This is a genomic window from Candidatus Zixiibacteriota bacterium (genome assembly GCA_017999435.1).
Classification (GTDB): domain Bacteria; phylum Zixibacteria; class MSB-5A5; order GN15; family FEB-12; genus JAGNLV01.
The window spans coordinates 171,352-197,198 of the sequence record JAGNLV010000004.1; the positions used below are offsets into that span (position 1 = coordinate 171,352).

A 25,847-nucleotide genomic window follows, 5' to 3' on the forward strand; every position below is an offset into this window, starting at 1 on the left:
TTCACCCTCTCACCATTTTGACAACGCGGGCAGACCGTTTCACGGCCTGATTGAAATTTTCTTCGATCGCGTATCGCTTCACCAAGTCGCGCCGGGTGGCCAGCGGCTCGGAAATCTCGCCCTTGACCGTCGTGACGCCGTCGCGATAGGCCCCGACGCCGAGCAGTTCGAAGATAAACTGGAGCTGTTCGGCCAGGGCGTCATCGAGGTCGCGGAACAACGTCTGGAACCGAATCGGCGCGGGAATGGCCTGGACCGCGGCGAGGAACTTGTCGAACGAGGGCATGAGGTCGGACTTGGGGTCGACGCCCGGGAAGAAGTTCAGCAGGTTGCCGCGGTACTGGGCGGCGAAGGTGGCGAAAGTGGTGTTGTCCTCGCCGAGGTACTCTTCGAAGAGCGTGCGGATGCGGTAGAAGGCATTGTTGTAGAGCCGGAAGACGATGCGGAGCACGGCCTCTTCCTCGTCCTCCTCGACCTGGTTCTTCTGCTCGCGCCGCCCGACCGCTTCGATGAGGTGATTGACAATAAGGCGGTAGATGGCGCGGCAGGTGACGAACTCGCCCATGGGCGAGAGGTTGATGAGGTCGGGGAGGGTGCGCTCGCCGTTGATGAGGCCGATGAGCCGGAACTCGTCGACGGAGATTTTGAACTCCTCCTCATTAGTCCGGGGCGACCGCGAGATCGCCAGGAGGACGTCGTCGGGCGGGAGCACTTTCTGGATCTCGAGCCACTCGTCGATGCGCCGCGTCCCCTCCATGATGACGCTCATCGTGCTGAGCTCGACGAGGAACGGGGCGCTCTTGGGGTGGGCGTTCTCATGGAACAGGAACTCGCCCTCTTTCCACGAGAACAGGTTGTACACAATCTCTTCGATCTGCTGTTTGAGGCACTCGGCGATCTCGTGCTTGTCGAAGACGCCCATGTCGATGAGGGTGGTGCCGAGCTGCCGTCCGGTCTGCTTATGGAGCGTGATGGCCCGGTCGAGATCCTTCTTCGAGAGCCGGCCGCGGTTCAACAGCATCTGACCGAGGAGGTCCTCGGCGGAGTTTACCGACGAGGCGTGAATGATGTTGCCGTCGCGGAAGGCAACTTCTTTCTGCCTGCTGGCGGTTCTGATTTCCAGCAGTCCCGTCTTCTTCCCCGTCGCCAGAAGCTGGAGGATGTCGGGGAATGATACCGTTTTCAGGTTACCGGATAGACTCATCTGCGACCCTTCTTCCTTCTCTCCACACCATGGTAGGCCCCGCCAGCGCGGGTACGCCAGTTCTCTATATGTATCGGGAGCCGCCAATCGGAACTTGACGGGAAAAGGTTCAGCGGCCGGTTTCCACGCGGACCGAGGGGGCGGCGCCGGCCGTCAGCCGCAGGCGCACGGACCCGAACCGGCGCAGGTCAAAGACGGCGGCGGGGACGGAGTCCGGTTCGGTCTGTGCAAATTCTGCACAGACCAGACCCGCGGGCGGGCGGCCGATCGAGCGGAGGTCGTCCGCGGCCGCTTCATCGCCGCAGACCAGCCAGCAGGCGCGGTCGGGGGCGCAGCGGGCGGCCGCGAGATCGCCGTCGGTCCGAAGGAACAGGATTTCGAGGCCCCGGGCGGCGAGCACCGCGCCCCAGGCGCAGAGCGCCAGGCCCTCGCCGGCCGGCGGCTCCGCCCCGCCGAAGGGGCGCCAGGGTGGACAGCGCCCGGACCGTGCCGCGATGTCCCCCATGGTGCCGTGCAGCCGGCCGTGGACAAACAGGGTGTCCGCGCGCAGGCTGTCGGCGAAGCGCGCGAGCTCGGCCGCGCCGGCATAATCGGCGGACAACAGCACTACCCGGCCGAGTCCCGGCCGACCGAGGCGTTCCAGCCAGGGGATCAGGACGCGGTCGACCACCGGGTAGTCCCGGGCGGCGAGGTTGGTGATGACCAGATCGGCCCGCTCCGCACCGGCCGGGACGATGGCGGCGGCCACCCCGCCGGGGACGCGCGTGATGTGGATGTCGCAGACGACCCGGGGCGGCCGGGGGCCGAGGGCCAGCCAGGCGAGCGCGCCGTTGAGGAGGACCAGGCCGCCAAGCACCGCCCGCCGCCGCACCGGGAGCGATCCGAGAGCGAAGCCGGCGACAATCAGGGCGGCGTAGGCAGCGACCGCGGCAGCCGGCGGCAGCGCGCCGGTGTCGAGGACGGGCGCGCGCTCTCCCGAGAACAGGCCCAGCGCCCCGAGGATGAGATCCATCAGGCGGTCCACGAGGGCGCCGGCGAGAGCGCCGAGCGGCGGCCAGACGAAATCGAGCGTGAGAGTCGCCAGCACCCCCACGACCGCCGCCGACACGAGCGGGACAATGACCAGGTTGGCCGCCGGCCCAAGAAGCGGCACACGGTGAAAATAGCAGGCGACGAGGGGAGCGGAAAAGAGCTGCGCCGTCAGCGACACGATGACCGCCAGCGACAACCACCGGGCCGGCGGGCCAAGCGCCCGGCCTTCGAGAAGCCGGTAGACCCGGGGCGTGACGAAGACCAGCCCCCAGGCGGTCGCGAACGACAATTGAAAACCGACGCTGAACAACTGGGCGGGGGCGCACAGGAGGATGGCGGCGGCGGCCAGGGCGACCAGGTTGTTCAGATCGATGCGCCGCCCCGCGAGGCGGGCCAGCAGAATGAGAGCGGCCATGACGGAGGCGCGTACAACCGAGGGTTCGCCGCGGCAGAGGAGCGCGAAGAACACAACCACCACAAGCAGAATGAGGGTGCGCGCGACCCGGCCGGTTCGGAAGGGCCGCAGGAGCACCAGGACGAAACCCACGACCACGGCCACGTTCGAACCGGACACGGCGAGCACGTGTAAAGTGCCTGAGTCGCGGAAAGCGCGATACAGGTCGGGGGGGATGTCGCGGGTGTCGCCGATGAGAAAACCCCCGGCCAGCGCCGCGGCGCGGGGGCTCAGTGTCCGGCGGAGCGACTGCCCGATGGCGGCGCGCACAGTGTCGACCACGGGGATCAGCCCAACCGCCGGGCGCGGCAGGCGGCGCACGTCCTGAGAGGCACGGACATAAGCCAGCGCTCCCACGCCCTTTACCAGCAGCGATCGGCGGGAGGCGGCCCCCTCTCCCCTCTCGGCCGCCGGATACAGGCGGGTGGAGAGCTCGACCCGGTCGCCGAACTGCACGGCCGCGCCGGTATCGGCGATTCTCAGGAGGAGACGGCCCTCGACCGCGGCCATGCGGTCGGGTCCGAGGGAATCGAGGCGGACGGTCAGCTCGATGCGGTCGGGGCGGAGTTCCGGCCAGTCATCGACGCGGCCAACCAGCCGATAGCGGGTGCGGCTATCGGCGTAGCGGCCGAGGCTGCGGGAACCGAGATCATAGGTGTCGCGGGCGAAATGTGCGGCCGAGAGGCCGGCCAAGACGAGGCCGAAAAACACGGCGGCAGCCGACGGTCGCCGGAAAACCAGGGCGGCGGCAGCCGCCACCAACCCGCCCAGCGCGGCCAGCAAAAAGGCCGGGGCGGAGGCGCGGAGGAAATCAGCGGCGAGAATGCCGCCGGCAAGAGCAATGAGAAGGAATATCCCCGGATACGCGCGCGCCATCAATTCCCCGCCCGACGTCTTCGCACTAACCTGTTTCTCAACAAGGTAATCTCGCGAGTACGCAGGGCCAAGGAAAAAGCAACGTAGAGCACGGCGCCCACCAGCGCCGGAAGAATCACCGCCAGGGTCCGTTGCGGGAGACCGTCATCGAGGGCGATGACGGCGTCATAAGGGATGACGCGCGCAACATAGAACGCCACGAGCGCGATCACGGTGATCCGCGCCGTGTGAAAGGCCAGACGGCCGAACGAAACGGCGACTCCCTTGCGCGGCAGAAACCAGATCAGCAGGCCGGCGTTGAGCAGGGCCGCCAGAGAGGTGGCCGCCGCCAGTCCGGCAAACCCGAGCAGCCACACCAGCGGAGCGTAGAGAACGAGGTTGACGACGACGGCGAGGATCGAGATTTTCATCGGAAGCCGGGAGTCCTCATAGGCATAGTAGAACGGCACGACCACGCGGACGACGGCGAAGCCGACCAGGCCGTAGGAGTAGTGCAGCAGGGCGAGCGCCGTCTGTTCGCTGTCGAGGCTGGAGAAGGCCCCCCACTGGTAGACGAGGTCGACGAGGGGACGGCCCATGAGGGCGAGGAAGACGGCGGAGGGGATAACCACGAAGGAGTTCAGGCCGACGGCGTTCAGGAAGGTATCGCCGACCCGGTCGTGCTGGCGGCGGGCCACCAGTTCGGCCACCTGCGGCAGGGCGACGGTACCGATGGCGACGGCGAACACGCCCAGGGGGAAATGCATGAGGCGGTAGGAGTAGTTGAGGTAGGAGATCGCCCCTTCCGCGAGGAATGACGCGATGAGCGTGGAGACGAGAATGTTGATGCGGCCGGCGGACAGCCCGATAATCATGGGCGTCAACAGCCGCATCACCCGCCGCAGACCGGCATCGAACAGCGAGATGGTGAAGCGGAAGCGGTAGCCGATGCGCAGGAGGGCGGGCAGTTGAATGGCGACCTGGCCGAGACCGCCGACGAGCACGCCGATCGCCATGGTGTAAATCGGCGGGTCCATCACCTTGTAGAAAGCCAGGACCACGACGATGGTGCCGAGGTTGAACATGGCCGGCGAGAGCGCCGGGAGCCCGAAGCGGCCGAAAGAATTGAGCATGCCCATGACGAGGGCCGAGAGCGACACCAGCAGCAGGTACGCCATCATGATCCGGGTCATGCTCACCGTGAGGTCGAACTTGACGGCATCGGCGGTGAAACCGTGCGCGAAAACGTAGATGAGAAGCGGCGCGGCGACGATGCCGAGGAGCACCACGAGGCCGACGACGACGAGGATGGCGGTCATGACCACGTTGGCCAGGTGAAAAGCCTCGTCCTTGCTGCCGGCGACCAGCCGCTCCTTGAAGGTCGGGACGAAGGCGGATGACAGGGCCCCTTCGGCGAACATGTCGCGCAGGAGGTTGGGGATGCGGAAGGCGGTGACGTAGGCATCGGTGGCCATGCCGGCGCCGAAGATGAAGGCCATGACCTGTTCGCGAACGAGGCCGAGGACGCGGGAGAAGGCAGTCCAGGCGGACACCGTTGTGGCTGATCCCAGGAGGGAACTTTTCTTTGCCTCAGGAGTTGACAAGCTGCCCGTGCCGCGTATATTTAAAGGTTATTTCTGAAAGCAAAGGAAGATGTGAAAGGATAGTATGCCGCATCACAAATCGAACTTCAAGCGGATGAGGCAGTCGGAGAAGCAGCGGGACCGGAACCGGGCCTGGCGGTCCCACCTGCGCGGCGCCATCCGCGACCTGCGGGCGACGGAACCCGGGGCCCCGGATCTCGCCGGCAAATACCGCACCGTGGTCTCGATGATCGACCGGGCGGCCTCCCGCCGCCTGCTCCACCGGCGCACGGCCGACCGGTACAAATCCCGGCTGGCGCGGCACGCGGCGAGCAAACCGGCCTGATCCGGCGACACCGGATCGAGCACAGCGCCCGGCGCGGCAACGCAGCCGGGCGTTCGGCGTTGGGGCGGCGGCCGGCGCGAAGTTCTCCATGGGATGAAAAGTAGCGGGGCGCGCGCAGGGGCTTCAACAAGTATTTTCAGAGGGGAGCAGAACGCGGCCGCCCGGACGGGCGCCGGAGGGGAACTCAGCGGTTGAGCATGTACACCCGGCCGTCAAAACACGCGATCCGGCGGCGCCGCGCCCGCAAAGCGATGAGCTCGGCCAGAAATGCCTGCTTCTGCTCAAGCGTAGACCGATCGGCGAGCACGGGAACGGGGAAGTCGATGTTGAGCACGCGGCACACCGCCTGAACCCGGATGAGACCGGGCGGGAAAAGCCGTCCGCTGGACACGGCCCGGCGAAGGTCCTCGAGGGTGAAGGTCGGCAGGCTCACCGTCCCCGAGTGCGGTCCGGAGTGGTCGCCCCACTCCCCCTCTCCCCCGTCCCGGACGACCGGGTAGAAAGCCCCGCTTTCGAGGATGGCCCGAAAGACCGCATCGAACGGCACCGGACAGCCGGTGAGGCTGGAGTGGCGGATCCGAACGCGGATCGGCGCGGCGCCGACAAAACCGAATATGAGATCGAGATGGTCGGGGGAGTCGGGAACGGTTTTCTCGGCGGGGAGGATCTCAATCCGGTCCGGGAAACGGGCCAGGACGCGGGTGAGATCATCGTGGGTGAACCGGGTCAGGCTGAGCGGATCGCTGTCCACCATCAACTCGACCGGGGTGCAGATCTGGACCGGGAGGTGCTCGAAGTCGGCATCGACCAGCGAGTAGTAGGTCCGGGAATCATCCAAAAGAAGAAAGTCGTCGCCCTCCAGCGGGGTGACCAGCAGAGGGTCGCGAAAGATCCCCGGCCCCTCAGGGGACAGGTCAATACGCCCGCCATCATCCCATTCAAACGGGGCGATACGGTCCTGATCGATGATACGCAGGTGCTGCAGTGCGTGAAACTCCATGGGCGAAAGTGGAGCAAGCCCTGTGCCGTCGTTGCCGGGCTGAGACAAGCGTCTAATTACCAACAGGTTGAATTGTGTCCCGGCGCCGCGGCGGGGGCGCCAAAACTCGGGGCCGGGGCTGCGGCCGACACAGATTGTGCACAGCCGGTCATAGGGCGGATTCCGGCGGTCTTGCGCCCAAAAGAAGACCGGCCGGGGCTGTCTCCCGGCCGGTCCATGTTTTCGCCCGAGACCTCTTGTCGTTGCAGCCTACTCCACGCAACCGGCCACCGGGGCCGGTCCCCCGCGGAACAGATAGCCGATGAGCGCGGTGAGATCGGCAACCGTGAGTTCGCAGTCGCCGTTGACATCGGCGTTGTTCAGCACCGGCGGCGGCGGCCCGCCCCGAAACATGTACGCGACGAAGTAGGTCAGATCGGCGACATTCACCGACCCGGAACCATCGACGTCCCCATACTCCTCCACGCTGCCGGATTCGCCGAACTGGGCTTTGACGAAGTTCATCAGCTGCGTGGCCGAGGAGTCGGTGAGGAACATGACCGGGAACGCCAGCACGATTCTCGCGCCGTGGGGCGTGGTTTTCAGAATGCCGACCGGTTGGCCCTCGCGGGCCGGATTGTCGGTGGCCGAATTGTACGTGTACAGGAGGGTGGCGCCGGGAGCGAGCTGGAGACTCGGCACATAGGGCAGGTTGTTGAAGACGTTCGGGCGGACCGTCAGGCTGGGCCAGCCGTTCTGCCCGTGGGCGCCGGCGAAATCGAAGGCCGAGTTCTCCGTCCAGGAGGCGAGGCCGAAGTCGGTGTAGACGAAGTCGTCGGGGTAGATGACGGAGCTGGTCCAGTACTGCACGGTGCGCAGACCGGCGACCAGAATATTGCCGGTGTAGCCGGCATACCAGGTGAGCGAGTCCTGTGAGGTCTTCAGGAAGTGGTTGGTGAAATCGTCGTCGAACCAGAAGATCGAGGAGTACTGCCCGGCGATCCCGCGCCGAAGCGCGGCGCCGGCGAAATCGGTCACCTCAAGGGAATACGGCGTGGGCCCCAGGATCGTGTCCCAGAAGGCCACCTGGCCCGCCTGGGTCGGGACCGAGGGGTGCTGGGAGGTTTCGTCCACGATCAGAATGCCGCCGTCGAACGTGGCGGCATAGTTGCCCGATTCGGGCGAAAGCTCCGACTCATGGGCATCACCGTCGACGGCGGAGATCCGGTAAGTGAAGAGGGAGTGCGGCGCGATGGCGCTGTCGGTATAAGACTGACCGGTGACGCCCCCGGCCAGCAACTGATAGTCGTAGTCCTCGATTTTCCGATAGATCTTATAGCCGGTGAGGTCTCCCTCGGTGTTGGGACGCCAGGAGAGGGCGATGGCCTGGAGCGCCGGGTCGGCCACCAGGGCGCTCGGCCGGCGCGGCACCACCAGCGGCGTCAGACTGTCCTCCGTGGAGTAGATCGACGGATAGGAGTCCTCGACGCTGCCTTCGGCCGTGAAGAAATACGGCTGGCCCTCGGTGAGGCCGGTGACGACATAGGAGCAGCCGCCCGGCGGGACGACGGCGGAATCGGTATAAACGCCCGAGGCTGTCCCCCAGCGCACGACGTAGCGGTAGGAGGGATCGCAGCTCTTCCAGATAACCTCGATCGACTGGCCGTCGCCCATATCCACCAGACGCTCGATTTCAGTCGGCCGGGCGGAGTTGGCGACGATGGCGAGAGCGGCCAGACCGGCTTTCACTACTTTCGTGAAAAACGGGAAATTCATCTCGCTGGTCAGGTCGAGGTTGGTGTGCCAGCCGGGGTAGTTGAACGTCCCCTCGATGCTGTTGGAGACGGGGAATCCCTGATCGATGAACGACTGGTGATCGGACCCGCCGGGCGAGTTCTCGGGCATCGTGACCAGGTCGGTGAGGCGTTCAATGGTGGCGATGTGGAGATCGCGGTAGTGCCCGTTGGCCGGACCGGCGCTCAGGGCGATGAGACGCTCGTTGCTCGGATCGTACCCGATCATGTCGTAGTTGAACATCACCTCGACGTCGGTCCCCTGGGCGGCGAACTGGGCCGCCGAATAGGCGGAGCCGACCAGCCCGACCTCCTCGGCGGAGAAGGGGATGAAGGCGACCGTCTTGCGCAGGGGAACATCCTTGAGCACGCGGGCCATTTCCATGACGGCCACGGTGCCGGAGGCGTTGTCGTCGGCGCCGGGCGCATACACGTACGGATCCGTGCCGTCGCCATACACGATCGAATCGTAGTGGCCGCCGACCACGATGGTCTTGTCGGGCTCGGCGTAGCCGGGCTTGGTCGCGACGATGTTGTAGTGGGTCCCGTAGTAACTGAACGGCTGAAGGGTGACGGTATACCCCCAGCTCTGGAATTTCTGGACGATCCAGTTGAGGGCGGCGATGATCGAGTCGGCGAAGATGTAGCGGGTCCGGAAGTTCATGAGGCGCTCGTCAAAGGCGAAGATGGAGTCCTGGCTGACGAGGTTGATGAGGGTGTCGGTCGGGAAATCGTCGATATCCAGCAGACCGGTGGCGACGGTGGTGGGCAGGTAGAGCCAGCGGACGCTCAGGGTGGTCAGCGCCTGGGCGTGGCAGCCGCGCCGCTCGGAGAGTTCGCGGGCAACGGCCGGGTCGGTCTGGAGCAGCGACATCGTCTCGTTGATCGGGACTGCCTGGCCGAGCGCCTGCATATCCATGCGGTCGCGCGGCGCCGGTCCATTGGGCATGACGCGGTACACGCCCGCCGGATCGACATCGGTGTAGACAATCTCGACCGCCAATCCCGACTGCCGCAGGAGCTGCTCCTTCGTTGCCGAGAGGCCGGCCAAAAACCGGTTGCCATCGCGCGTGTAAGCGGGGCCGACCACCTGCGCGGCCAGATCGGCCTGGAACTGATTGCGCACGGTGATCCACCCGATGTCTTCGGCGGTCGCCGAACCGGTCGCCGCGATCAGCAACAGGGCAAGCGAACCAAACAATTTCTTCATACTATTTCGAGCCTCCGGACCGAGGTCCTCTGGGTATTTGCATCATAGCATAGACGTGCGTATTGCGAAGGCGTTTATTGCGAGTACCGCACCGCGGACACGACGTATCACAACTAAGGTATACGGTAACAACAGATTGTCAATGGAAGAAAAAGCGCGGCGCTGTTAGATATCGACGCCGAATGGAGGCAGGGAACCACTTTCGGACCTTCGCTCAGGCTCCTCGGAGAACGCAATTTCCGCGCCCCGGGGCATGGCGGGCAGGTCGGCCGGCGAGAGCAAGGCCCGATTGTCCGCTTGCCTGACATAGGCGGCGGTGACTTTGATGGCACCGCAGAATTTCCGCAGCAGATTGCGGCGCTTTCGGTTAGAAAGAAGGTGGGGGCTCTCGGGGGTCAGGGCGAAGATGAACTCCGGAGTCGAGGACAGAATCCGCACCGCCTCGATCTTCTCTCCGGCGAGGCGATTTTGAATGAACCCGAGAACGGCAAAGAGCGCGCGGAATTCCAGATCGAGGATATCGCCGGTCATGCGCGTCCGGTAGAGAATCCCGTAGTCGGGGATGGCGAAGCTGACAATTGCCGAGACCATCCGATCATCGGCCGCAGGGTCCGGAATGGCCAAGGGGCAGCGGCGCAGCGCAAGATAGCAGGTGAGAGGACACACCGGCGCTTCCATGCACGACCGTTGAGCAATCCCTGTGCCCGACGCCACGGGGGCCCCGGCGGGGTCGTAGGTCGCGGCGGCGGCGGAACTTAGGATAACCTGCCGGGTCGCAGCGGCAGCGGCTTGCCGGGCCGAGTGCAGCTCGCTGCCGAGGAACGCACCGTCACTCGAGCGAGCGCAGGAGCAGGCGACGGAAATCTTCTTCGGCCTCGATGTATTTGCCGGTGGCGGAGGCGAAGGGGCGGCCGTCGGCATCGACAATCTCGCCTTCGGCAAACCACGCCCGGCCCCTCTGTTTAACGACCCGGCCGGTGCAGAAGAGCTTGTCGCCGGTGTAGACGGGGCGGTGGTAGCGGACGGTCATTTCGGCCGTGACGGCGCAGACATCTGCCGCCAACACCGCTTTGACCATCACCTCGTCGAGCAGCGCCGCCGTAATGCCGCCGTGCCCAATGCCGCAATAGCCCTCGAATCGTTCGTCGGCCACAGCCTCGGTGAGAACCTTCTCGCCGTCGAAAAAGAAGCGGGCCTGCAGTCCGCAGGCATTCTTGTCGCCGCAGACGAAGCAGCCGTGATATTTGGGGACTTCTCTCATAGCCGATAGTAGGAGGCGGCGACGGGCAAAGTCAACGATGGAATGGCGTCGGGGAGATCAAACCGTGCAGGCCGAGGCAGAAAAAGTTCGCGCCCGGCTGCGGTCGGCGGCCGGGCGCGGAAATTGAGAGTACGCAGCGGGCGTCAGCCTTCCTGCGAGCAGGCGACGCCGTCGTACGTCCAGGTGTACCCGTTGGCGGTGGCGACGACGTGCACGGCGCCGTTGTGGAATGTCGCGCTGAAATTCCACTGAGTCGGCACCGGCGCTTCGTCGTTGCGCTGGTAGGTCATCATGATGGTCGCGGTGAACCGGCCGGAGGTCGGGCAGCCGCGGTCCCAGGTGGGGCCGGTTTTGGTCACGACGACGTCGTCGAGCGCCGCTTCCGCGGCGAAGTCATAGTGCACGACCGAGTCGGCAAAGACGAACTTGGTCTCGACGCTGCAGCCGTTGGCGCCGTCGATGGTCGCTTCCTGCGTGTGGAGTCCGTCAAAATCGAACAGGCTGTAGCCCGCGCCGTTGATGTAGGTGACGGTGGTGTCGGGAGCGGTCCACGACCACCGGTGGCGGTAGAGGAGCTGCTCGAGGCCGGAGCCCTCCTGGGTCGGCTGGCCGTTGCGCAGGAACTGGATCGAGTCGTTGACGATGGCGATGTAGCCGCTCTGGCTGTGCCATTCCAGGTGGATGGTGTGCCAGCCGGAGCTGTAGGAGACGATCAGGGAGTCGGTGATACCGTTCGGATCGCCGGGACCATGGTGAATCGGATCGTCGTCGTTGGCGGGCAGGGTCTGAATCGCCCCGAGGGCCTCGGTGAACTGGGTAATGGTGGTGTCGAGCAGCGCCTCAAACTGGGTATTGGCCGCCTGGAACTGGGGATCCTCGAGGCTCCCCCACTTGGTCGGGTTGTCGTCGTCGTCGCTGCAGCCCCAGATGAAAGCCAGCGCGGCCAGAGCCAGCGCCGCGCCCGAGAGGAACAAAGACCTGTGAGAACGCATCTGCGTCTCCTTTCTCTGCAGACAGCTCCTCCCGGGCGGCCGGCCGAAGAGGCTATTGGAGCAGGAAGGTCATGATGGCCTTCTGAATGTGCAGCCTGTTCTCCGCTTCGTCGAAGACCCGCGAGTGCGGTCCGTCGATCACTTCGTCGGTGATCTCGCGTCCCCGCTCGGCGGGGAGGCAGTGCAACACGATAGCTTTCGGATCGGCCAGCGCCAGCAGGGAGCTGTTGAGTTGGTATTTTTTCAGCTTCTCTGCTTTCTGCTCGGCCAGATGTTTCTGCCCCATCGAGGCCCAAACATCGGTATAGACTACATCGGCCCCGGCGACCGCTTCTTTAGGGTCCTCGGTGAGGAGAACCCGGCTGGCCGGGTTTGCCTGGGCGCGCCGGAGAATAGCCCCGTCGGGCTGGGTGTCGGCGGCCGTACCGATCCGCAAATCCATGGGAATCAGCGAGGCCAGGTTGAGCCAGCTGTTGACGATGTTGTTGCCGTCGCCCACGTAGGCGATCTTGAAGCGCTCCCGCCCGGGGAAGCTCTCCATGACGGTGAAGTAGTCGCCGAGAATCTGGCAGGGATGCACGAGGTCGGTCAGGCCGTTGACGACGGGCACGGACGCGTACTTGGCGAGGCCCTCGACGTCGGACTGCTTGAACGTGCGGATCATGATCATGCCGATATAGCGGGAGAGCACCCGGGCGGCGTCCTGAATCGTCTCGCGTTCACCCAGCTTGATCTCGTTGTCGGTAATGTAGAGGGCGTGGCCGCCCAGCTGGTTGATGCCGACTTCGAAACTGATGCGGGTGCGCAGCGACGGTTTGGTGAAAATACAGGCGACCGCTTTGCCGGCGAGCGGCTTGGGGGCGATCTGCCCCGATTTCATCCGGGCGCACAGGTCGAAAATCCGGCGGACCTCGTCGGCCGTCAGGTCGGTAATCTGCGTGAGCGAGCGGGCCATGGCGTCTCCTTATGCGGTAGTGTCATTTTTCCGTGTTCAGTCGTGTTTTGGGGAATAAAGAGGATGGTTGGGGCGATGTCAAGTCGGGGGGGGCCGGACAGCCGTCGTCACCCCGGGCTGCCCGACAAAGCCCGCCGAATCCCTTGCCAACCGGAACCGGGCGACCGATATTCCGTAATGAACTGTGGGGATGAGAAAGGACGTTGACGACGATGACCGGACGGCGCGCGACATTTGGCATTATCCTCATCCTTCTGGGGTTCCTCTTTCTGTTGAATTCGCTGGACGTGATGTCGGTCGGGGAGGTGCTCCGCTACCTCGTTCCGCTTGGGTTCATTGCGCTGGGAATCTGGCTGATCATCCGGCGCAAGCAGCAGGATGCGGCGCTGAGTTTCGAAGCGGCGTCGGCCCCTCCTCCCCCGCCCCCGCCCTCGCCCTCTCCGGCCGGACCGGCTCCGCAGACTTTCTGGGCGCATGAGGGGGCGCAAAGCACGGCGGCCCCGGCCGGCGACGCACCCGCAGGAGGATCGGCCGATCCGGCGGCCCCGGCCGGCGGACCGCAGTTCCAATCCCCCGAGTACGGTGTCATGCGGGACGGGAAGCTCCGCTACAGCAAGCTGATCGGCGATCTGACCGTCGATCTGCGGGACCGCGCCGTGCAGCACGTCGAGGTTTCGATGGGAATCGGCGATCTGGAAATCCGTGTCCACGGGGCCAGACTGGAGGGGGGGTTGTGCCGGATGATCGTCTCCGGGTTTGTCGGCGATATACGGATCCTGTTGCCGCCCGACATGGCGGTCCTCGCGCACTGCTCGAATTTCATCGGCGACATCGATTTGCTCGGGCGCCGGGTCTCGGGTTTCAGCAGCAATCTCGACGCGCAGACCGCCAACTACGCCGCCGCCGAACGCCGGCTGTACATCGCCGCCAACAGCTTCCTCGGGGACATCAAGGTCTACCAGGTGTAGGAAGCCGCCCGGCGCTCCTTTCCGCTACAGGATATACCGGCTCAGGTCTTCGTTTTCGATAATGGCCGAGAGGGTCTTCTCGACCATCCTCGCGGTAATCACGACTCTCTTCTTTTCCGGCGGTTCGAAGAGGATTTCTTCGAGCAGCGTGGTCATGACCGTCTGCAGGCGGCGGGCGCCGATGTTTTCCGCTTCGCTGTTGACCCGCTCGGCAAACTCGGCGATGCGCCGCACCGCCTCTTTCTGAAACTCCAGCCGGATCCCCTCGGTTTTCAGCAGCGCCTGGTACTGGAGCACGAGCGCCGATTTGGGTTCCGTGAGGATGCGCTCGAAATCATCGGCGGTCAGCGAGTCGAGTTCGACCCGGATGGGGAAGCGCCCCTGGAGTTCGGGGATAAGGTCGGAGGGTCGGGCCGAGTGGAAGGCGCCGGCGGCGATGAAGAGAATGTGGTCGGTGCGGACCATGCCGTACTTGGTCATGACGGCGCTGCCCTCGACGATAGGGAGGATGTCGCGCTGTACGCCCTCGCGGGAAACGTCGGGACCGGCGGTGCGGTCGCCGCCGCCGGCGATTTTGTCGATTTCATCGATGAAGATGATCCCCGCTTCCTGAACGCGGCCGAGGGCTTCGGCGATCACCTCGTCCATGTCGACCAGGCGGTCGAGTTCCTGGGCGGTCAGGAAGCGGTGGGCCTCGCGCACCGACATTTTGCGCCGGCGCGTCTTTTTCGGCATCAGCCCGGAGAAGAGCTCCTGGAAGTTGACGCCCAGCTCCTCCATGCCCATGGGGGAGAAGATTTCGATGGTGGGGAACTGGGACTGGGGGGCCTCGACTTCGACCTCGCGTTCGTCGAGCTCCCCGCCGATGAGTTTCTCGCGGAGCTTCGCGCGGGTGGTGCGGACCGAATCCGAGGCGGGCCGTTCCCCGCCGTCCCCGGCCGGAGCCTCCGGTTCGGCGGGCGCCAGGAGCAAATCGAGCAGGCGTTCGCTGGCGCCGCGGGCGGCGCGGGCACGGAGTTCCTCCATTTTCTCCGACTTGACCATGTTGACGCCGATGTCGACCAGGTCGCGGATCATCGACTCGACGTCGCGGCCGACATAGCCGACCTCGGTGTACTTGGAGGCTTCGACTTTGAGAAACGGCGCGCCGGCGAGATCGGCCAGGCGGCGGGCGATCTCGGTCTTGCCGACCCCGGTGGGCCCGATCATGATGATGTTGTTGGGCAGAATCTCGGCCCGGAGCGGCGCCGGGACCTGCTGCCGCCGCCAGCGGTTGCGCAGGGCGATGGCCACCGATTTCTTGGCCTGGGTTTGCCCGATGATGTACTTGTCGAGGTGGTCGACGATTTCCCGGGGCGTGGGGTAGGACTGGTTCATCCGAGCGTTTCCACAGTGATGTGTGCGTTGGTGAAGATGCAGATGCCGGCTGCGATCTCGAGCGCTTTGACCGCGATCTTGTCGGCGCTCAGTTTGGGGTTGGCCCAGACGAGCGCGCGGGCGGCGGCCAGGGCAAACGAACCGCCGGAACCGATCGCCACGATCTGGTCGTCGGGTTCGATCACGTCGCCGTTGCCGCTGACGAGAAAAATGTGGCGGCCGTCGGTGACGGCGATGACGGCCTCGAGTCTCTGAAGCGCCTTGTCGGTCCGCCATTCTTTGGCCAGTTCGACCGCGGCGCGGGCGAGGTTGCCGGCGTACTCGTCGGTCTTCTTCTCCAGCAGTTCATAAAGGGCGAGGGCGTCGGCGGCCGTGCCGGCGAAGCCGCAGAGGATGGTGCCCTCGCGCATGGTGCGGATTTTCGAGGAGCGGGCCTTGACAATCGTGTCCTCGAACGTGATCTGACCGTCGCCCGCCATGGCCGCGCGGCCGTTGTGAATGATTCCGATAATCGTCGTCGAACGGGTGCGCATAGTCTCCCCTTCACTCTTTGCTTCCGGAGCGCGGGTGCGCCTTGCGGTAGACTTTCTTCATCGCTTCCGCGGTCACGTGGGTGTACTTCTGGGTGGTCGAGAGGGACGCGTGGCCGAGGATTTCCTTTATCACCATCAGGTCGGCGCCGTTTTCCAGCAGGTGGGTGGCGAACGAGTGGCGCAGGGCGTGGGGGGTGAAATCCAGCCCGCACCTCCGCCCGAACCGTTTCACCAGGCGGTCGATCGACCGCACCGACAGCGGGCCGCCATACCGGTTCAACAGCAGGGCGTCGCAGGCGGTGCCCCGGTCGGCGAGAAATCGGGCGCGGTCATCGAGGTAGGCGCGCACATCCTTGAGCGTTGCGTCGCCGATGGGGACGACGCGGACCTTGTTCCCCTTGCCGGTGACCGTGATGAGCCCCTGGCGGAGGTCGAGATCCCCCGGCCGAATGCCGGCCAGCTCCTCGCGGCGAATGCCGGTGGCGTACAGGAGGGCGATCATGAGAAAGTCGCGCCGGTAGAAATAGGTGCGCTCCGGCTGTTGGGCCGGCGGTTCCTCGAACAGCCGCCCGGCCTCCTTCTGCGGAAGGAACCGGGGCATCCTGGCCGGGTACTTCATCCGCGGGAGTTTGAACAGCCAGACCTCGGCTCTTCCCCGGGCAGCCAGGAATTTCTGGAAACCGGAGAGGGCCGACAGAAAACGGGCGAGCGAGCGGTTCGACACGCCGGCTTCGGCCCGCCGCCGCAGGTAGACGCGCAGCAGGAGCGGGTCGTTCGGCCGGCCTCCCGGCAGGGCGGCGTGCTGCTCGGCCAGAAAAGCCAGCCACGGTTCAAGGTCGCGGCGGTAGGCCTCGACAGTCCGAGGGGAACAGCGGCGCTCCTCGGCGAGAGCGCCCAAATATGCGGTCAGATCCTGCTGGAGCATACGCGGGAGTATAAATACGGGGCGGTCGGAGGGAGGTCAATACAATTGATGGCAACCGGGCGGCCGGATTCGAGCGCGGGCCCGGCCCGGGGCGACCGAAGCCGATCGGGGATTCCGAATTAGTGTGCCGGGGTGTGGGCCTCGACCGAGTCCGGGGCGATCACCGCCTTGCACCGGGGGCACTGGAGGTATTCGCCCTTCGCCTTGGATTCCTTGGCCACAAGGAAGGGGTATGCGCAGTGCGGGCAGGGGTGCGGCACCGGCTTGTCCCAGGTGGCGAACTTGCACGACGGGTAGGCGGAACAGCCGTAGAAGATTTTGCCGCCGCGGGTGCGTTTTTCAACAAGCTGTCCTTTGCAGCCGTCCTGCGGGCAGGCGATACCGAGCGTGATCGCCTTGGTATTCTTGCAGTTCGGGTAGGCCGAGCAGGCGAGGAAGCGGCCGAACCGGCCGGTCTTGATGACCATCGGCGCTCCGCACTTCTCGCACACTTCATCGGTCTTGCGGGCAGCCTCTTCTTCCGGAAGCGGGCGGGTGGACTTGCACTCGGGGTAGGCGGAGCAGGCGAGGAACCGGCCGTTGCGCCCCCACTTGATGACCATCGGCGAACCGCACTTCTCGCACTTGATGTCGGTTTCCTCGGTCATCGCCTCCTTGATTTCCTTCTGCCGTCCCTTGAGAACCTCGATGGATTTCTTGAAAGGCTCGTAGAACTCATTGAGAACCTTCACCCAGTCATCGGTGCCGTCTTCGATGAGGTCGAGCTCTTTCTCCATCTCGGCGGTGAATTTGACGTTGAAGAGTTTGGGAAGGTTTTCCACGAGGATCTTGTTCACCGTCAGGCCGAGTTCGGTCGGCGCAAGCTTGCGTTGTTCGAGCTTGACATATTTCCGGTCGCGGAGGGTGGAAATGATGGAGGCGTAGGTGGAGGGGCGGCCGATGCCGTCGGCCTCAAGCCGCTTCACCAGGGCGGCCTCGGAGTAGCGGGCCGGCGGCTTCGTGAACGACTGGTTCGGCCGGAGCTCGAGGAGCCGGAGGGGATCCTTTTCGGCCAGCCGGGGCAGAGCCGCGGCGGCGCCGTTGCCGTTGCCGTTGTCATCCGCCTCAACTTCCTCATGGTAGATCTTCAGGTAGCCGTCGAACGTGAGCCGCTGCGCGGCGGCCCGGAAGAGGAAGCGGCCGGCGGCGATGTCGATGGTCTCGACGTCGTAGCGGGCCGGGTTCATCTGCGAGGCGACGAAGCGGTTCCAGATCAGGCTGTAGAGCTTGAACTGGCGGGCGTTGAGGAAGCGCTTGACCTTGTCGGGCGGGAGCGCGAGATAGGTGGGCCGGATCGCCTCGTGGGCGTCCTGGGCGTTCTGCTTTTTCGAGTACACCTGCGGTTTGGGCGGCAGGTAGGCCTTGCCGTAGTCGCGGGCGATCAGTTCGCGGGCGGCCTTGAGGGCCTCGTTGGCGATGCGCGTCGAGTCGGTGCGCATGTAGGTGATCAGACCGGTCGGCCCCTCCTGCCCGATATCGACCCCCTCGTAGAGCTCCTGGGCCAGGCGCATCGTGACTTTGGGCGAAAACCCGAACGCCTTGGCCGCCTCCTGCTGAAGGGTCGAGGTGATGAAGGGCGCGGAGGGGCGGCGGATGCGCTCGGTGTTCTTGATCTCGGCGACGACCCAGGATTCTTTCTCCAGCTCCGCCATGTAGCCGCGCACCTCGTTCTCGGAGCCGATCGACATCTTGTTGCCGTTGTCGTTGGAATCGCCGGGTTTGACCACGCTCCGCTCGCCGATCTTGTAGAGGCGGGCCTCGAGACGCTCCTTCCCGGCGGTCTCGAGTTCGGCTGTGAGCTGCCAGTATTCCTGGGAGACGAAAGCGTTGATCTCGGCTTCGCGCTCGCACACAAGGCGGAGGGCGACCGACTGCACGCGCCCGGCCGAGAGGTTGCGGGCGACCGTCTTCCAGAGGAACGGGGAGACGGTGTATCCGACGATGCGGTCGAGGACGCGGCGGGCCTGCTGGGCGTTGACGAGATTCATGTCGATCTCGCGCGGATTGGCGATCGCCTCGAGGACTGCGCCCTTGGTGATTTCGTTGAAAGTGACGCGGCGAAACTTGGCCTTATGGCTGTTGCCGATCGAGTTGGCGACATGCCAGGCAATCGCCTCGCCCTCGCGGTCGGGGTCGGGAGCGAGATAGACGGTCTCGGCCTTCTTGGCGGCCTTCTTGAGCTCGGTGATGACCTTCTGCTTCCCCTCGATCACCGTGTAGTCCGGCTGGAAGTTGTTCTTGACGTCGACGCCCAGCTTGGACTTGGGGAGGTCCATAACGTGGCCGATCGTGGCCATGATGTCGAAATCCTTGCCGAGGAAGCGTGCGAGGGTTTTCGACTTGGCCGGAGACTCGACTATGACCAGGTTTTTCGCCATACCTTCAATGTTGTCGGAACGGGATGCCGGAAATTAACGGGTGAACTCAGCGGGGGCGTTCGAATTTGACCTTCCCCTCGATTAAGTCATTCAGCGCCACCATGGTAATCTTCCGGGAGTCGATGTCGATCTCCGGGTTGTCTTCCATCTGCTCCAACAGGGTGAGGCGCTTGGTGTTGAGCTTGCGCGCATACTTGGAGGCGACAATGACCGCTTCATAACGATTGAGGCCGGTTTTTTCGATCTGCTCGATCGGGACTTTCTTCACGCCTGTCTCCTTTACCGGTTCCGCACCGGTCGTATTAACCAATGATGTTTTCTATTTGTTCCGGCGCCAGGCGGTCGGTACGGCAGTGGTGGGCGATGATGGCCGACTCGACCTCGCGCACGGCGGTCGCAAGGGTATCGTTGATCACGGCGTACTCGAAACGCCGCCACAGGCGCATCTCCCGGGTGGCGTTTTCGAACCGCACCTGAAGCTGTTCCTGCGTCTCGGTTCCGCGCGTGCTCAGGCGGCTGCGCAGCGCCGCGATCGACGGGGGGAGGATGAAGATCGTGATCGCGTCGGCAAACACCGCCTTGATCTTCTCCGCGCCCTGGACATCGATATCGAGGAGCACGACGCCGCCCTCGGCCCGCACGTCCTCCAGCGGTTTCTTCGGCGTCCCGTATTCATACAAATGAACACGGCAGTGTTCCGCGAAAAAATCCTGCTTGGCCAGACGGCGAAATTCGTCGGCCGAGACGAAGAAATACTCGCGGCCGTGGACTTCATCCGGCCGGCGGCTGCGCGTGGTGTAGGAGACCGAGAACCGCCAGGCGGGGTTTCGCTCCAGGAGCTGGCGGCAAATCGAGGACTTGCCGCCGCCCGAGGGGGATGAAATGATGACGACTTTTCCTTTTCCGGTCGGGGTCATGAGGATGCCATCGCCCTGGTTATTCCACATTTTGCACGAGTTCGCGCAGTTTCTCGATTTCTTCTTTCATGGAGATCACCAGGCGGGTAATCGAGGCCTCGGTACACTTGGAGGCAATGGTGTTGGCTTCGCGATTCATCTCCTGGAGGATGAAGTTGAGCCGTTTGCCGACCGGATCATCGCGCCGCAGGTCGGCGTCATACTGGTCGATGTGGCTGAACATACGGGTGCACTCCTCGGTGATGTCGGAGCGCTCGGCCTGGAGGGCCACTTCCTGTTCCAGGCGGTTGGGGTCAAGCTGAATAGTTTCAGCGAGTTCCGAGATTCTGACGAGGAGGCGGTCGCGGTAGCGGTCGACACTCTGGGCAGCCTCCTTCTCGACCGCCCGGGTGATCTCCTTGATCTGGTCGAGACGCTGCTTCATATCGCGCGCCATAGCTTCTCCCTCGCGGCGCCGCATGCGCACGAGAGCGGTCATGGCCTCAGCCAGCGGGGCCTCGAGCTGCTCCCAGATTTCCTCGTCCTCGAAAGCGGTTTCGTCGCTTTTGACAACCTCGGGGAACACGAGCAGGTCGCCGATCGTAACCTCACCCCCGATATGGAGTTGGTCGCGCAGGGCGGCCAGTTGGCGAGCATAGGCCGCGGCGGCCTTCACATTAATAGAGAATCGATCGGTATTCTCCTCCCCTTCGGAGAATCCGACATAGATGTAGACTTTGCCGCGATTCACATGGCGGCCGACCAACTCGCGCACTTTTGGCTCCATCGCCGAAAACTGCCTCGGCAATCGGGCGGATACCTCCAGGAAACGGTTGTTCACGCTGGAAACCTCCACGGTGAACGTACCCAGTGCAGACTTGAATTCGGCCTTGCCGAAACCGGTCATTGAATCCATTGTCATAATTCCTGCCGAAAGACAGGGTCCAAAATAGGGGGTGGGAATCTTTTGTCAACCGCAAAACCGGGAGCGGCGTGTCACTTTTCTCGTCCGGCTGCTGCTAAGAGCTTGTCCACGAAGGAGCAAGGCGGCCAACGGCGCAGGGTTGGCGGCGCCGCGAACGATCGTTCAGGGCTGCACCGGGAAGGCGATCACGAAGCCGACGCCGGCGGTGCGGGGCTCCTCGCGCAGCGTGCCCCCGATGCTGCGGATGAGCAGCCGGGCCGCGCTGAAACCGAACGCGAAGTCGTTGTGGCTTCGATCGAGGGGGGAGTCGACGGTGATTGTCAGGCGGCAGGCCGAGGGTCCGCTAAGTTCGGCGGCGATCCGCACGGTGGCGGTCGCCCGGTCGGCACCGGTGGCGACAGCCTGGAGCAGGTTCTCCAGCGCCAGCGTCACGGCGCGCCGGGACGTTGAGACCTTGGGCATCAGGTCAGTGTGGACGCGCAGCGGCTGGCCGCCCCGGCCGCGGTTGACGTGGTTAACGACGCGGTGGAGGACGATGTTGAGGTCGGTCAGTTCGGGCGCCTGAACCCGGCTGGAGATGTCCAGCGCCGACCGGAGATCCTGCGTCAGGCGGCCGAGATCCTGAAGCGACTCGGTGAGCCGGTGGAGCTGGTCTTTGCCCTCCGCATCCAGAGCCGCGCTCCTCTGACCCAGCCGGGCGCTCAGCGCCACGGCTTCGGCGGTGTCGGCTCCGAGACGGCTCAGGAGGGTCCGCCCGAACGCGAGCACGTCGGCGGCGTCGGCGGCCAGAGCGCCGGGGACAATAGCGACAAAGGCGGTGCGGTCGTTGGGATTCTCGGCCAGCGGGAGAACGGCCAGCAGGCCGGGGCGCCCGGCGGGGAGTTCGACGCGCGCCAGCTCCAGCGCGCCGGTGCTCGGGCGCGCCGCGCCGCGCAGGAAATCATCGAGGCGCTGCCGCTCCTCGGCGGCGCCGCCGGAGAGAATCTCGGCCAGTTCCACCAGATCGACGGAGACATCCTCCACCTGGAAAAGCCGGGCGAGCACCGGATTGTAGACGGCGGTCTTGCCGCGCGAGTCCGCCATCATGGCGCCGATCCCGAGTCCGTCGAGCAGCCCGATCGCAAACTGGATGTTGTCGGCCGTGCGGTCATCGGCAGAGGGGGGCGGCGGGGCCAGCAGCCGCTGGGTGAGCTCGAGGGCGAAGCGGGTGCGGTCGGCCTGTACGCGGGCATCGTTGTCGGCGATGTCGGAAGGAAAGATCACCCGGATGAGAGCCGCCTGACCCTCGTCGAGAGCCAGGCGGGCGATCACCTCGTTCGGAGCGGGTGCGCCAAGTTCAACGGCGCGCTGGATCGACCGCTGGTCGGTGAAATCGTAGGTCTCCCCCGTGTCGGCGACCTGGCGGTGGAGAGGGCCGGTCGGGTCGATCGAGGGAAGCGAGGTGACGCCGTCGCCCGCGTCCAGCGCGCTGCTGCGCGGCTCGAGCCGGTCGGGCGAGACCAAGTAGGCGCACACCTGCACGGCCCCGGAGAACGACTGGAGTTCGCCGAGATAGCCGCGCCAGTCGGCGGTGAGATCGCGGCCGTCGAGATAGGCCACCAGCCGTCGGTAGGCGGCCGCGTGCGGGTCGCGCACGAGGTCGACGGCAACGGCGTTATCGGCCAGAAAGATGAACTGGAAATTGACGGGGTTGCCGGCGTTGAAATTGAGCGTGACGATCGCCCCGGCCCGGATGGCGGCGGCGCCGGGAACCACGAGCGTCAACCCAATGTGGTCGAACGTGATTTCGTAGTGGTTGCGACGGGAGAGAATCTCGTTGACCACGGCCCGCGAGGCTTCGTCGACAAAGTCGATGAGGGCTTTTCCGAACAGCTCTTCACCCGGGCAGCCGAAGAGCTGCTGAGCCTGCTCATCGACAAAGACAAAGCGCCCCTTGAGATCGACCTTGCACACGCCGCAGCGGGCGATCGCGCGGGCGTTCATCTCCACCGCGGCGCCCGGTTTCTGCTGTCGAACCGTCGGCATGCAAACCTCTTCCAACATCGCCCGCCGCTTGCCGGCGGCAGCCGAAGGCATCTCCCCCCGGCGGACCGCCCGCCGTCGTCCCGTACTTCGGTTATATCGGACACATGCAGGGGATTATTCACCGGCGGGGGACAACTTTGCGGGGCAGAATTGCCCCGCAGATCGGCGAGGGTTCTGCCCCGTCAGAGGGGCATCGGTTGCGGACGGCCGCGACGCGACGGTCCGGCGGGCGCGGGCCGGCCGCGGCCTACGGTTTCTTGATCAGGCCCTTGAGCTTGTCGGCGGCGCCCTCGACCGCGCTCTTGCCCGCCTGTTCGGTGATCGATTTCAAGTTAATATCAACCTTCGGGTCGTCCAGAGAACCGCCGATGGTGACCGGCAGCTTCACCTGTTTCACAGCGGAACTGCCGCCCAGGAAACTCGAGACCTCGCCGAGCACGCCTTGGGAGAGGAATTTCTGCGTGAGTTCGGGACTGAGCAGCAGCGTCCCGGTGTAGTTGACCTCGCCGGCGAACGAATAGAATCCGTTCAGTTCGAGATCGCCCATGTCGCCGAGGGCGGCGGAGAGCTTATCGAAGCGGACGCGGCCGCTGTCGACGGCGATGTCGGTCCGGGCATTGCGGAGGTTGAAGGTGCGGCCAAGCTGTTCGCCGACGAGACTCCCGACGGTCTGCAGCGCGGTGAGAACGGCGCCCGAGGTTTCCAGCCGCCCCTCGCGCATGCGCGCCGCGCTGTTCATGTTCAGCGAGTACATGATGGCGTCGGCATCCCACCCGGAGGCCTGAAAGCTGCCGTCGAGGTTGAACTTGCCGTACACGAAATCGCCGAACCTGGTGAAGCGGCGGGCGAAATCATTAGCCTCGATGTCGGTGGCGTTGAACCGGCCGTCGTAGGCCGGGGCGAGCCAGTTGTTGAGGTCGATGGAGGTCTCCCCCGTCACCGTGCCGGTGTAGACGCGGCCGACGACATTGGTGACGCGGACCACCCGATCTTTGATCGTGACGTCGCCGGTGAGATCGGAGAACGGCACGTTCCAGTAGATGACGGTATCGAAGCGCGCGACCCCCCGGCCGTCGATGTCGGGGAGAATGAAGGGGACGAGGGTATCGCCGGCGGCCGGACCGCCGTCGGCGGCGTCGCCGGAGGGGAGGGTGTCGGGAAAGAGGCTGTCGACATTGAAGCGGTGCGAGGTCATGGCGAACTGGAGGAAGGGTTTGGCCGCCCGCGTTCGATCCACCGACTTCAGCGGCAGCAGATACGGGAAGGGATCGATCAGCGATCCGGTGAGACTCAGGTCGGAAGTGGTGAACCTGATGTTGAGTTCGTCGATCCTGATCGTATCGGGAATGATCGTCATCCTCGTGTCGAAGTGTTCGATCGGTTCGGCCAGGGCGGTATCGCGGTAGGCCCCCTCGCCCACGGCCAGCGTCCCCCGCACGCGCAGGCCGGAGGGTTCGAGGATGTCACCGGCCAACTGGAGGCTGGTCTGGAGCTTGCCCGCAATCTCGGGTTTTCCCTGTTTCGGCAGGAAGGGGTTAAGCATGGCGAGATTCACCTGCGCCTCGAGCGTGCCGTCGACCGCCGGCCCGGTTTTCACCGGGTGAAGGGAATCGGCCATGAGGTAAGGGAGAAGATCGTTGACCCGCCCTTTGAACGAGAGATTGCCCGAGGGCATGCGCGCATCGAGGGCGTTGACGCGGACCACGCTTTTGTCAAAGTACACGTCGAGCGAAAACGATTCAACCGGCTCGGGGAGCATGGCGGCGGCGTAGCGACCGTTGGCCACCCGGACATTTCCCGATACCTCCAGCTCCTCCACCTGACGGACCGGCCCGGACGCCTTGACCGAAAACGACGCGTCGCCGACCAGCTCGGGGCGATTCGCAGCCGGGAGAAACGGCCGGAGCAGGCCGAGGTTGATTTCCCCGGTCAGTTCGGCGTTCACGACGGGGGCGGCGAAGTTTTCGACGTAGACATACCCCTTGAGCGGCTTTCCGGCGAACGATGCGTCGCTGATGTTGAGGCGGGCGTTGTCGCGCTTGAAGTCGACGGTGGCGGACGGGACACGCAGTTGGCCGGGCACCTGCCGGTATTCGAGGAGCATGTCGCTGATGCGGGCGGAACCGGAGTAATCGAGCGTGTCCGGGGCCCCTACGTCGTAGCGGACATCCGCCTCGAGCGCGAAGTCCCCTTCGATGGTGTAATCCTGGAGCATGGCCAACTGCGGGGCCGGCAAAAGCGAGAACAGATCGCGCACGGCGATTTGGTCGGAGGCGATGTGCCCGCGCGCGACAGGGGCCGCTCCCCCGTGGCTGAGTTCGCCGGAGAGCGCGAAATTCAGTTGATTGATGCGGACGCGGGAATCGTCGAGGAGAAGTTTCTTCGCCCCGAGATCATACTCCGCCCGGTAGCGCAAACCGAGCGCGAACGGCGGGACGGTGCCTTCGAGGACGGCGACCAGTTGCGGAATTTCCAGGTTCCCCTCGGAGCGGAAGACGTTGGCCCGGGGGTTGGCCAGTGCTGTGGACAGGGTGAAGTCGTTCAGGGCGACGCTCACGCCCGTGCTGTCGTCGATGTAGGTGAGCCGCCCGCGGTTGACGGCGAGCCGGTCAAAACTGACGGCGACGGCGGCCGCGCGGGTTTCCTCCGGCAGCGCCTGCACCGCCCGTGCCGTGTCGGTGACCGGGAAGGCGTAGTTGGCGGCGCCGCTGCCGGTCTTGTGCAGCACGATCACCGGCCGGTCGATGACCAGTCTGGCCAGGCGGTACTCGCCGGAGAGAAGCGGGAGCAGTTTGAGTTTCACGTCGATCTGCTCGGCCGTCAACATCGTATCGGCGGTCGGCCAGTCGGGCGGGTTGGCGACCGCCACCCCCCGGAGAACGACGCCGAGGCCGCCCCAGAACGATACATCGACCGCGGCCACGGAGATGGGCCGGCCGAGCGCCTGCGAACCGCGCTCGACAATGAGGGCTTTGGCTTTCTCTTTGGGGAAGAACACCATCACGCCGACGATGGCGACGATGAGGAGCGCGGCGATGGCGCCGACGATCCACGCGACTATCTTCAACAGCTTCTTCATGGTTCGACCTTCTTTTGTTGGCCCTTGCCAGGGCACGG

20 protein-coding genes are annotated in these 25,847 nt (G+C 64.9%); 2 read left to right on the forward strand and 18 right to left on the reverse strand.

All coding sequences use genetic code 11. The annotated features are described in order from the left end of the window. Position 1 precedes the first annotated feature (1 nt). From KA261_11170 to murJ, 3 genes are all read right to left on the reverse strand, one after another. Entirely contained in the window at positions 2 to 1,204 is a 1,203-nt protein-coding gene (locus KA261_11170) for a DUF4388 domain-containing protein (protein ID MBP7698358.1), read from the reverse strand. A gap of 109 nt (positions 1,205 to 1,313) precedes the next feature. Next, positions 1,314 to 3,566 carry a ComEC/Rec2 family competence protein gene (locus tag KA261_11175; protein MBP7698359.1) on the reverse strand — a complete coding sequence of 751 codons (2,253 nt, stop codon included), beginning with the start codon at positions 3,564 to 3,566 and terminating at the stop codon, positions 1,314 to 1,316. After that, complete coding sequence (gene murJ, locus KA261_11180; GenBank protein MBP7698360.1) at positions 3,566 to 5,098, reverse strand: murein biosynthesis integral membrane protein MurJ; 1,533 nt, start codon at positions 5,096 to 5,098, stop codon at positions 3,566 to 3,568. The genes KA261_11175 and murJ overlap by 1 nt, the downstream gene beginning before the upstream one ends. A gap of 115 nt (positions 5,099 to 5,213) precedes the next feature. Here murJ and rpsT point away from each other — a divergent pair, with 115 nt between their 5' ends. Further along, complete coding sequence (gene rpsT / locus KA261_11185; protein MBP7698361.1) at positions 5,214 to 5,474, forward strand: 30S ribosomal protein S20; 261 nt, start codon at positions 5,214 to 5,216, stop codon at positions 5,472 to 5,474. A gap of 184 nt (positions 5,475 to 5,658) precedes the next feature. On the opposite strand, the gene KA261_11190 is transcribed toward rpsT, so the two are convergent. From KA261_11190 to argF, 6 genes are all read right to left on the reverse strand, one after another. After that, positions 5,659 to 6,474: a hypothetical protein gene (locus tag KA261_11190; GenBank protein ID MBP7698362.1), complete on the reverse strand. Its 816-nt coding sequence runs from the start codon at positions 6,472 to 6,474 to the stop codon at positions 5,659 to 5,661. A gap of 249 nt (positions 6,475 to 6,723) precedes the next feature. Next, positions 6,724 to 9,456: a M20/M25/M40 family metallo-hydrolase gene (locus KA261_11195; protein MBP7698363.1), complete on the reverse strand. Its 2,733-nt coding sequence runs from the start codon at positions 9,454 to 9,456 to the stop codon at positions 6,724 to 6,726. 165 nt (positions 9,457 to 9,621) lie between these two features. Then, entirely contained in the window at positions 9,622 to 10,377 is a 756-nt protein-coding gene (locus KA261_11200) for a hypothetical protein (GenBank protein MBP7698364.1), read from the reverse strand. Then, positions 10,286 to 10,717 carry a PaaI family thioesterase gene (locus KA261_11205; GenBank protein ID MBP7698365.1) on the reverse strand — a complete coding sequence of 144 codons (432 nt, stop codon included), beginning with the start codon at positions 10,715 to 10,717 and terminating at the stop codon, positions 10,286 to 10,288. Before KA261_11205 ends, KA261_11200 begins: the two co-directional genes overlap by 92 nt. A 143-nt stretch (positions 10,718 to 10,860) precedes the next feature. Further along, positions 10,861 to 11,709 (reverse strand): hypothetical protein, encoded by an 849-nt coding sequence (locus tag KA261_11210; GenBank protein ID MBP7698366.1) that lies wholly within the window; start codon positions 11,707 to 11,709, stop codon positions 10,861 to 10,863. A gap of 52 nt (positions 11,710 to 11,761) precedes the next feature. Beyond that, a complete protein-coding gene (argF, locus tag KA261_11215) occupies positions 11,762 to 12,664 on the reverse strand; it encodes an ornithine carbamoyltransferase (GenBank protein ID MBP7698367.1) in 903 nt (300 codons plus the stop codon). 212 nt (positions 12,665 to 12,876) lie between these two features. Between argF and KA261_11220 the strand changes: the two genes are divergently transcribed. Continuing rightward, on the forward strand, positions 12,877 to 13,632 hold the full coding sequence (locus KA261_11220; GenBank protein MBP7698368.1) for a cell wall-active antibiotics response protein: 756 nt from the start codon (positions 12,877 to 12,879) through the stop codon (positions 13,630 to 13,632). A 24-nt stretch (positions 13,633 to 13,656) separates the two neighbouring features. On the opposite strand, the gene hslU is transcribed toward KA261_11220, so the two are convergent. The 9 genes from hslU to KA261_11265 all read right to left on the reverse strand — a co-directional run bounded on the left by hslU (position 13,657) and on the right by KA261_11265 (position 25,809). Beyond that, a complete protein-coding gene (hslU, locus tag KA261_11225) occupies positions 13,657 to 15,009 on the reverse strand; it encodes an ATP-dependent protease ATPase subunit HslU (GenBank protein ID MBP7698369.1) in 1,353 nt (450 codons plus the stop codon). After that, entirely contained in the window at positions 15,006 to 15,542 is a 537-nt protein-coding gene (hslV, locus tag KA261_11230) for an ATP-dependent protease subunit HslV (protein ID MBP7698370.1), read from the reverse strand. Before hslV ends, hslU begins: the two co-directional genes overlap by 4 nt. Positions 15,543 to 15,552: 10 nt before the next feature. After that, positions 15,553 to 16,467 carry a tyrosine-type recombinase/integrase gene (locus tag KA261_11235; GenBank protein ID MBP7698371.1) on the reverse strand — a complete coding sequence of 305 codons (915 nt, stop codon included), beginning with the start codon at positions 16,465 to 16,467 and terminating at the stop codon, positions 15,553 to 15,555. A 119-nt stretch (positions 16,468 to 16,586) separates the two neighbouring features. Further along, positions 16,587 to 18,884, reverse strand: coding sequence for a type I DNA topoisomerase (gene topA, locus KA261_11240; GenBank protein MBP7698372.1), 2,298 nt, complete (start codon positions 18,882 to 18,884; stop codon positions 16,587 to 16,589). Positions 18,885 to 18,930: 46 nt separating this feature from the next. Further along, entirely contained in the window at positions 18,931 to 19,152 is a 222-nt protein-coding gene (gene rpoZ / locus KA261_11245; protein ID MBP7698373.1) for a DNA-directed RNA polymerase subunit omega, read from the reverse strand. 34 nt (positions 19,153 to 19,186) lie between these two features. After that, positions 19,187 to 19,801, reverse strand: a complete 615-nt coding sequence (gmk, locus tag KA261_11250) for a guanylate kinase (protein MBP7698374.1) — start codon at positions 19,799 to 19,801, stop codon at positions 19,187 to 19,189. Positions 19,802 to 19,820: 19 nt separating this feature from the next. Beyond that, entirely contained in the window at positions 19,821 to 20,696 is an 876-nt protein-coding gene (locus KA261_11255; GenBank protein ID MBP7698375.1) for a YicC family protein, read from the reverse strand. Positions 20,697 to 20,867: 171 nt separating this feature from the next. After that, positions 20,868 to 22,730 (reverse strand): PAS domain-containing protein, encoded by a 1,863-nt coding sequence (locus KA261_11260; GenBank protein ID MBP7698376.1) that lies wholly within the window; start codon positions 22,728 to 22,730, stop codon positions 20,868 to 20,870. Positions 22,731 to 22,977: 247 nt separating this feature from the next. Beyond that, positions 22,978 to 25,809, reverse strand: coding sequence for an AsmA family protein (locus KA261_11265; GenBank protein ID MBP7698377.1), 2,832 nt, complete (start codon positions 25,807 to 25,809; stop codon positions 22,978 to 22,980). Positions 25,810 to 25,847 lie beyond the last annotated feature (38 nt).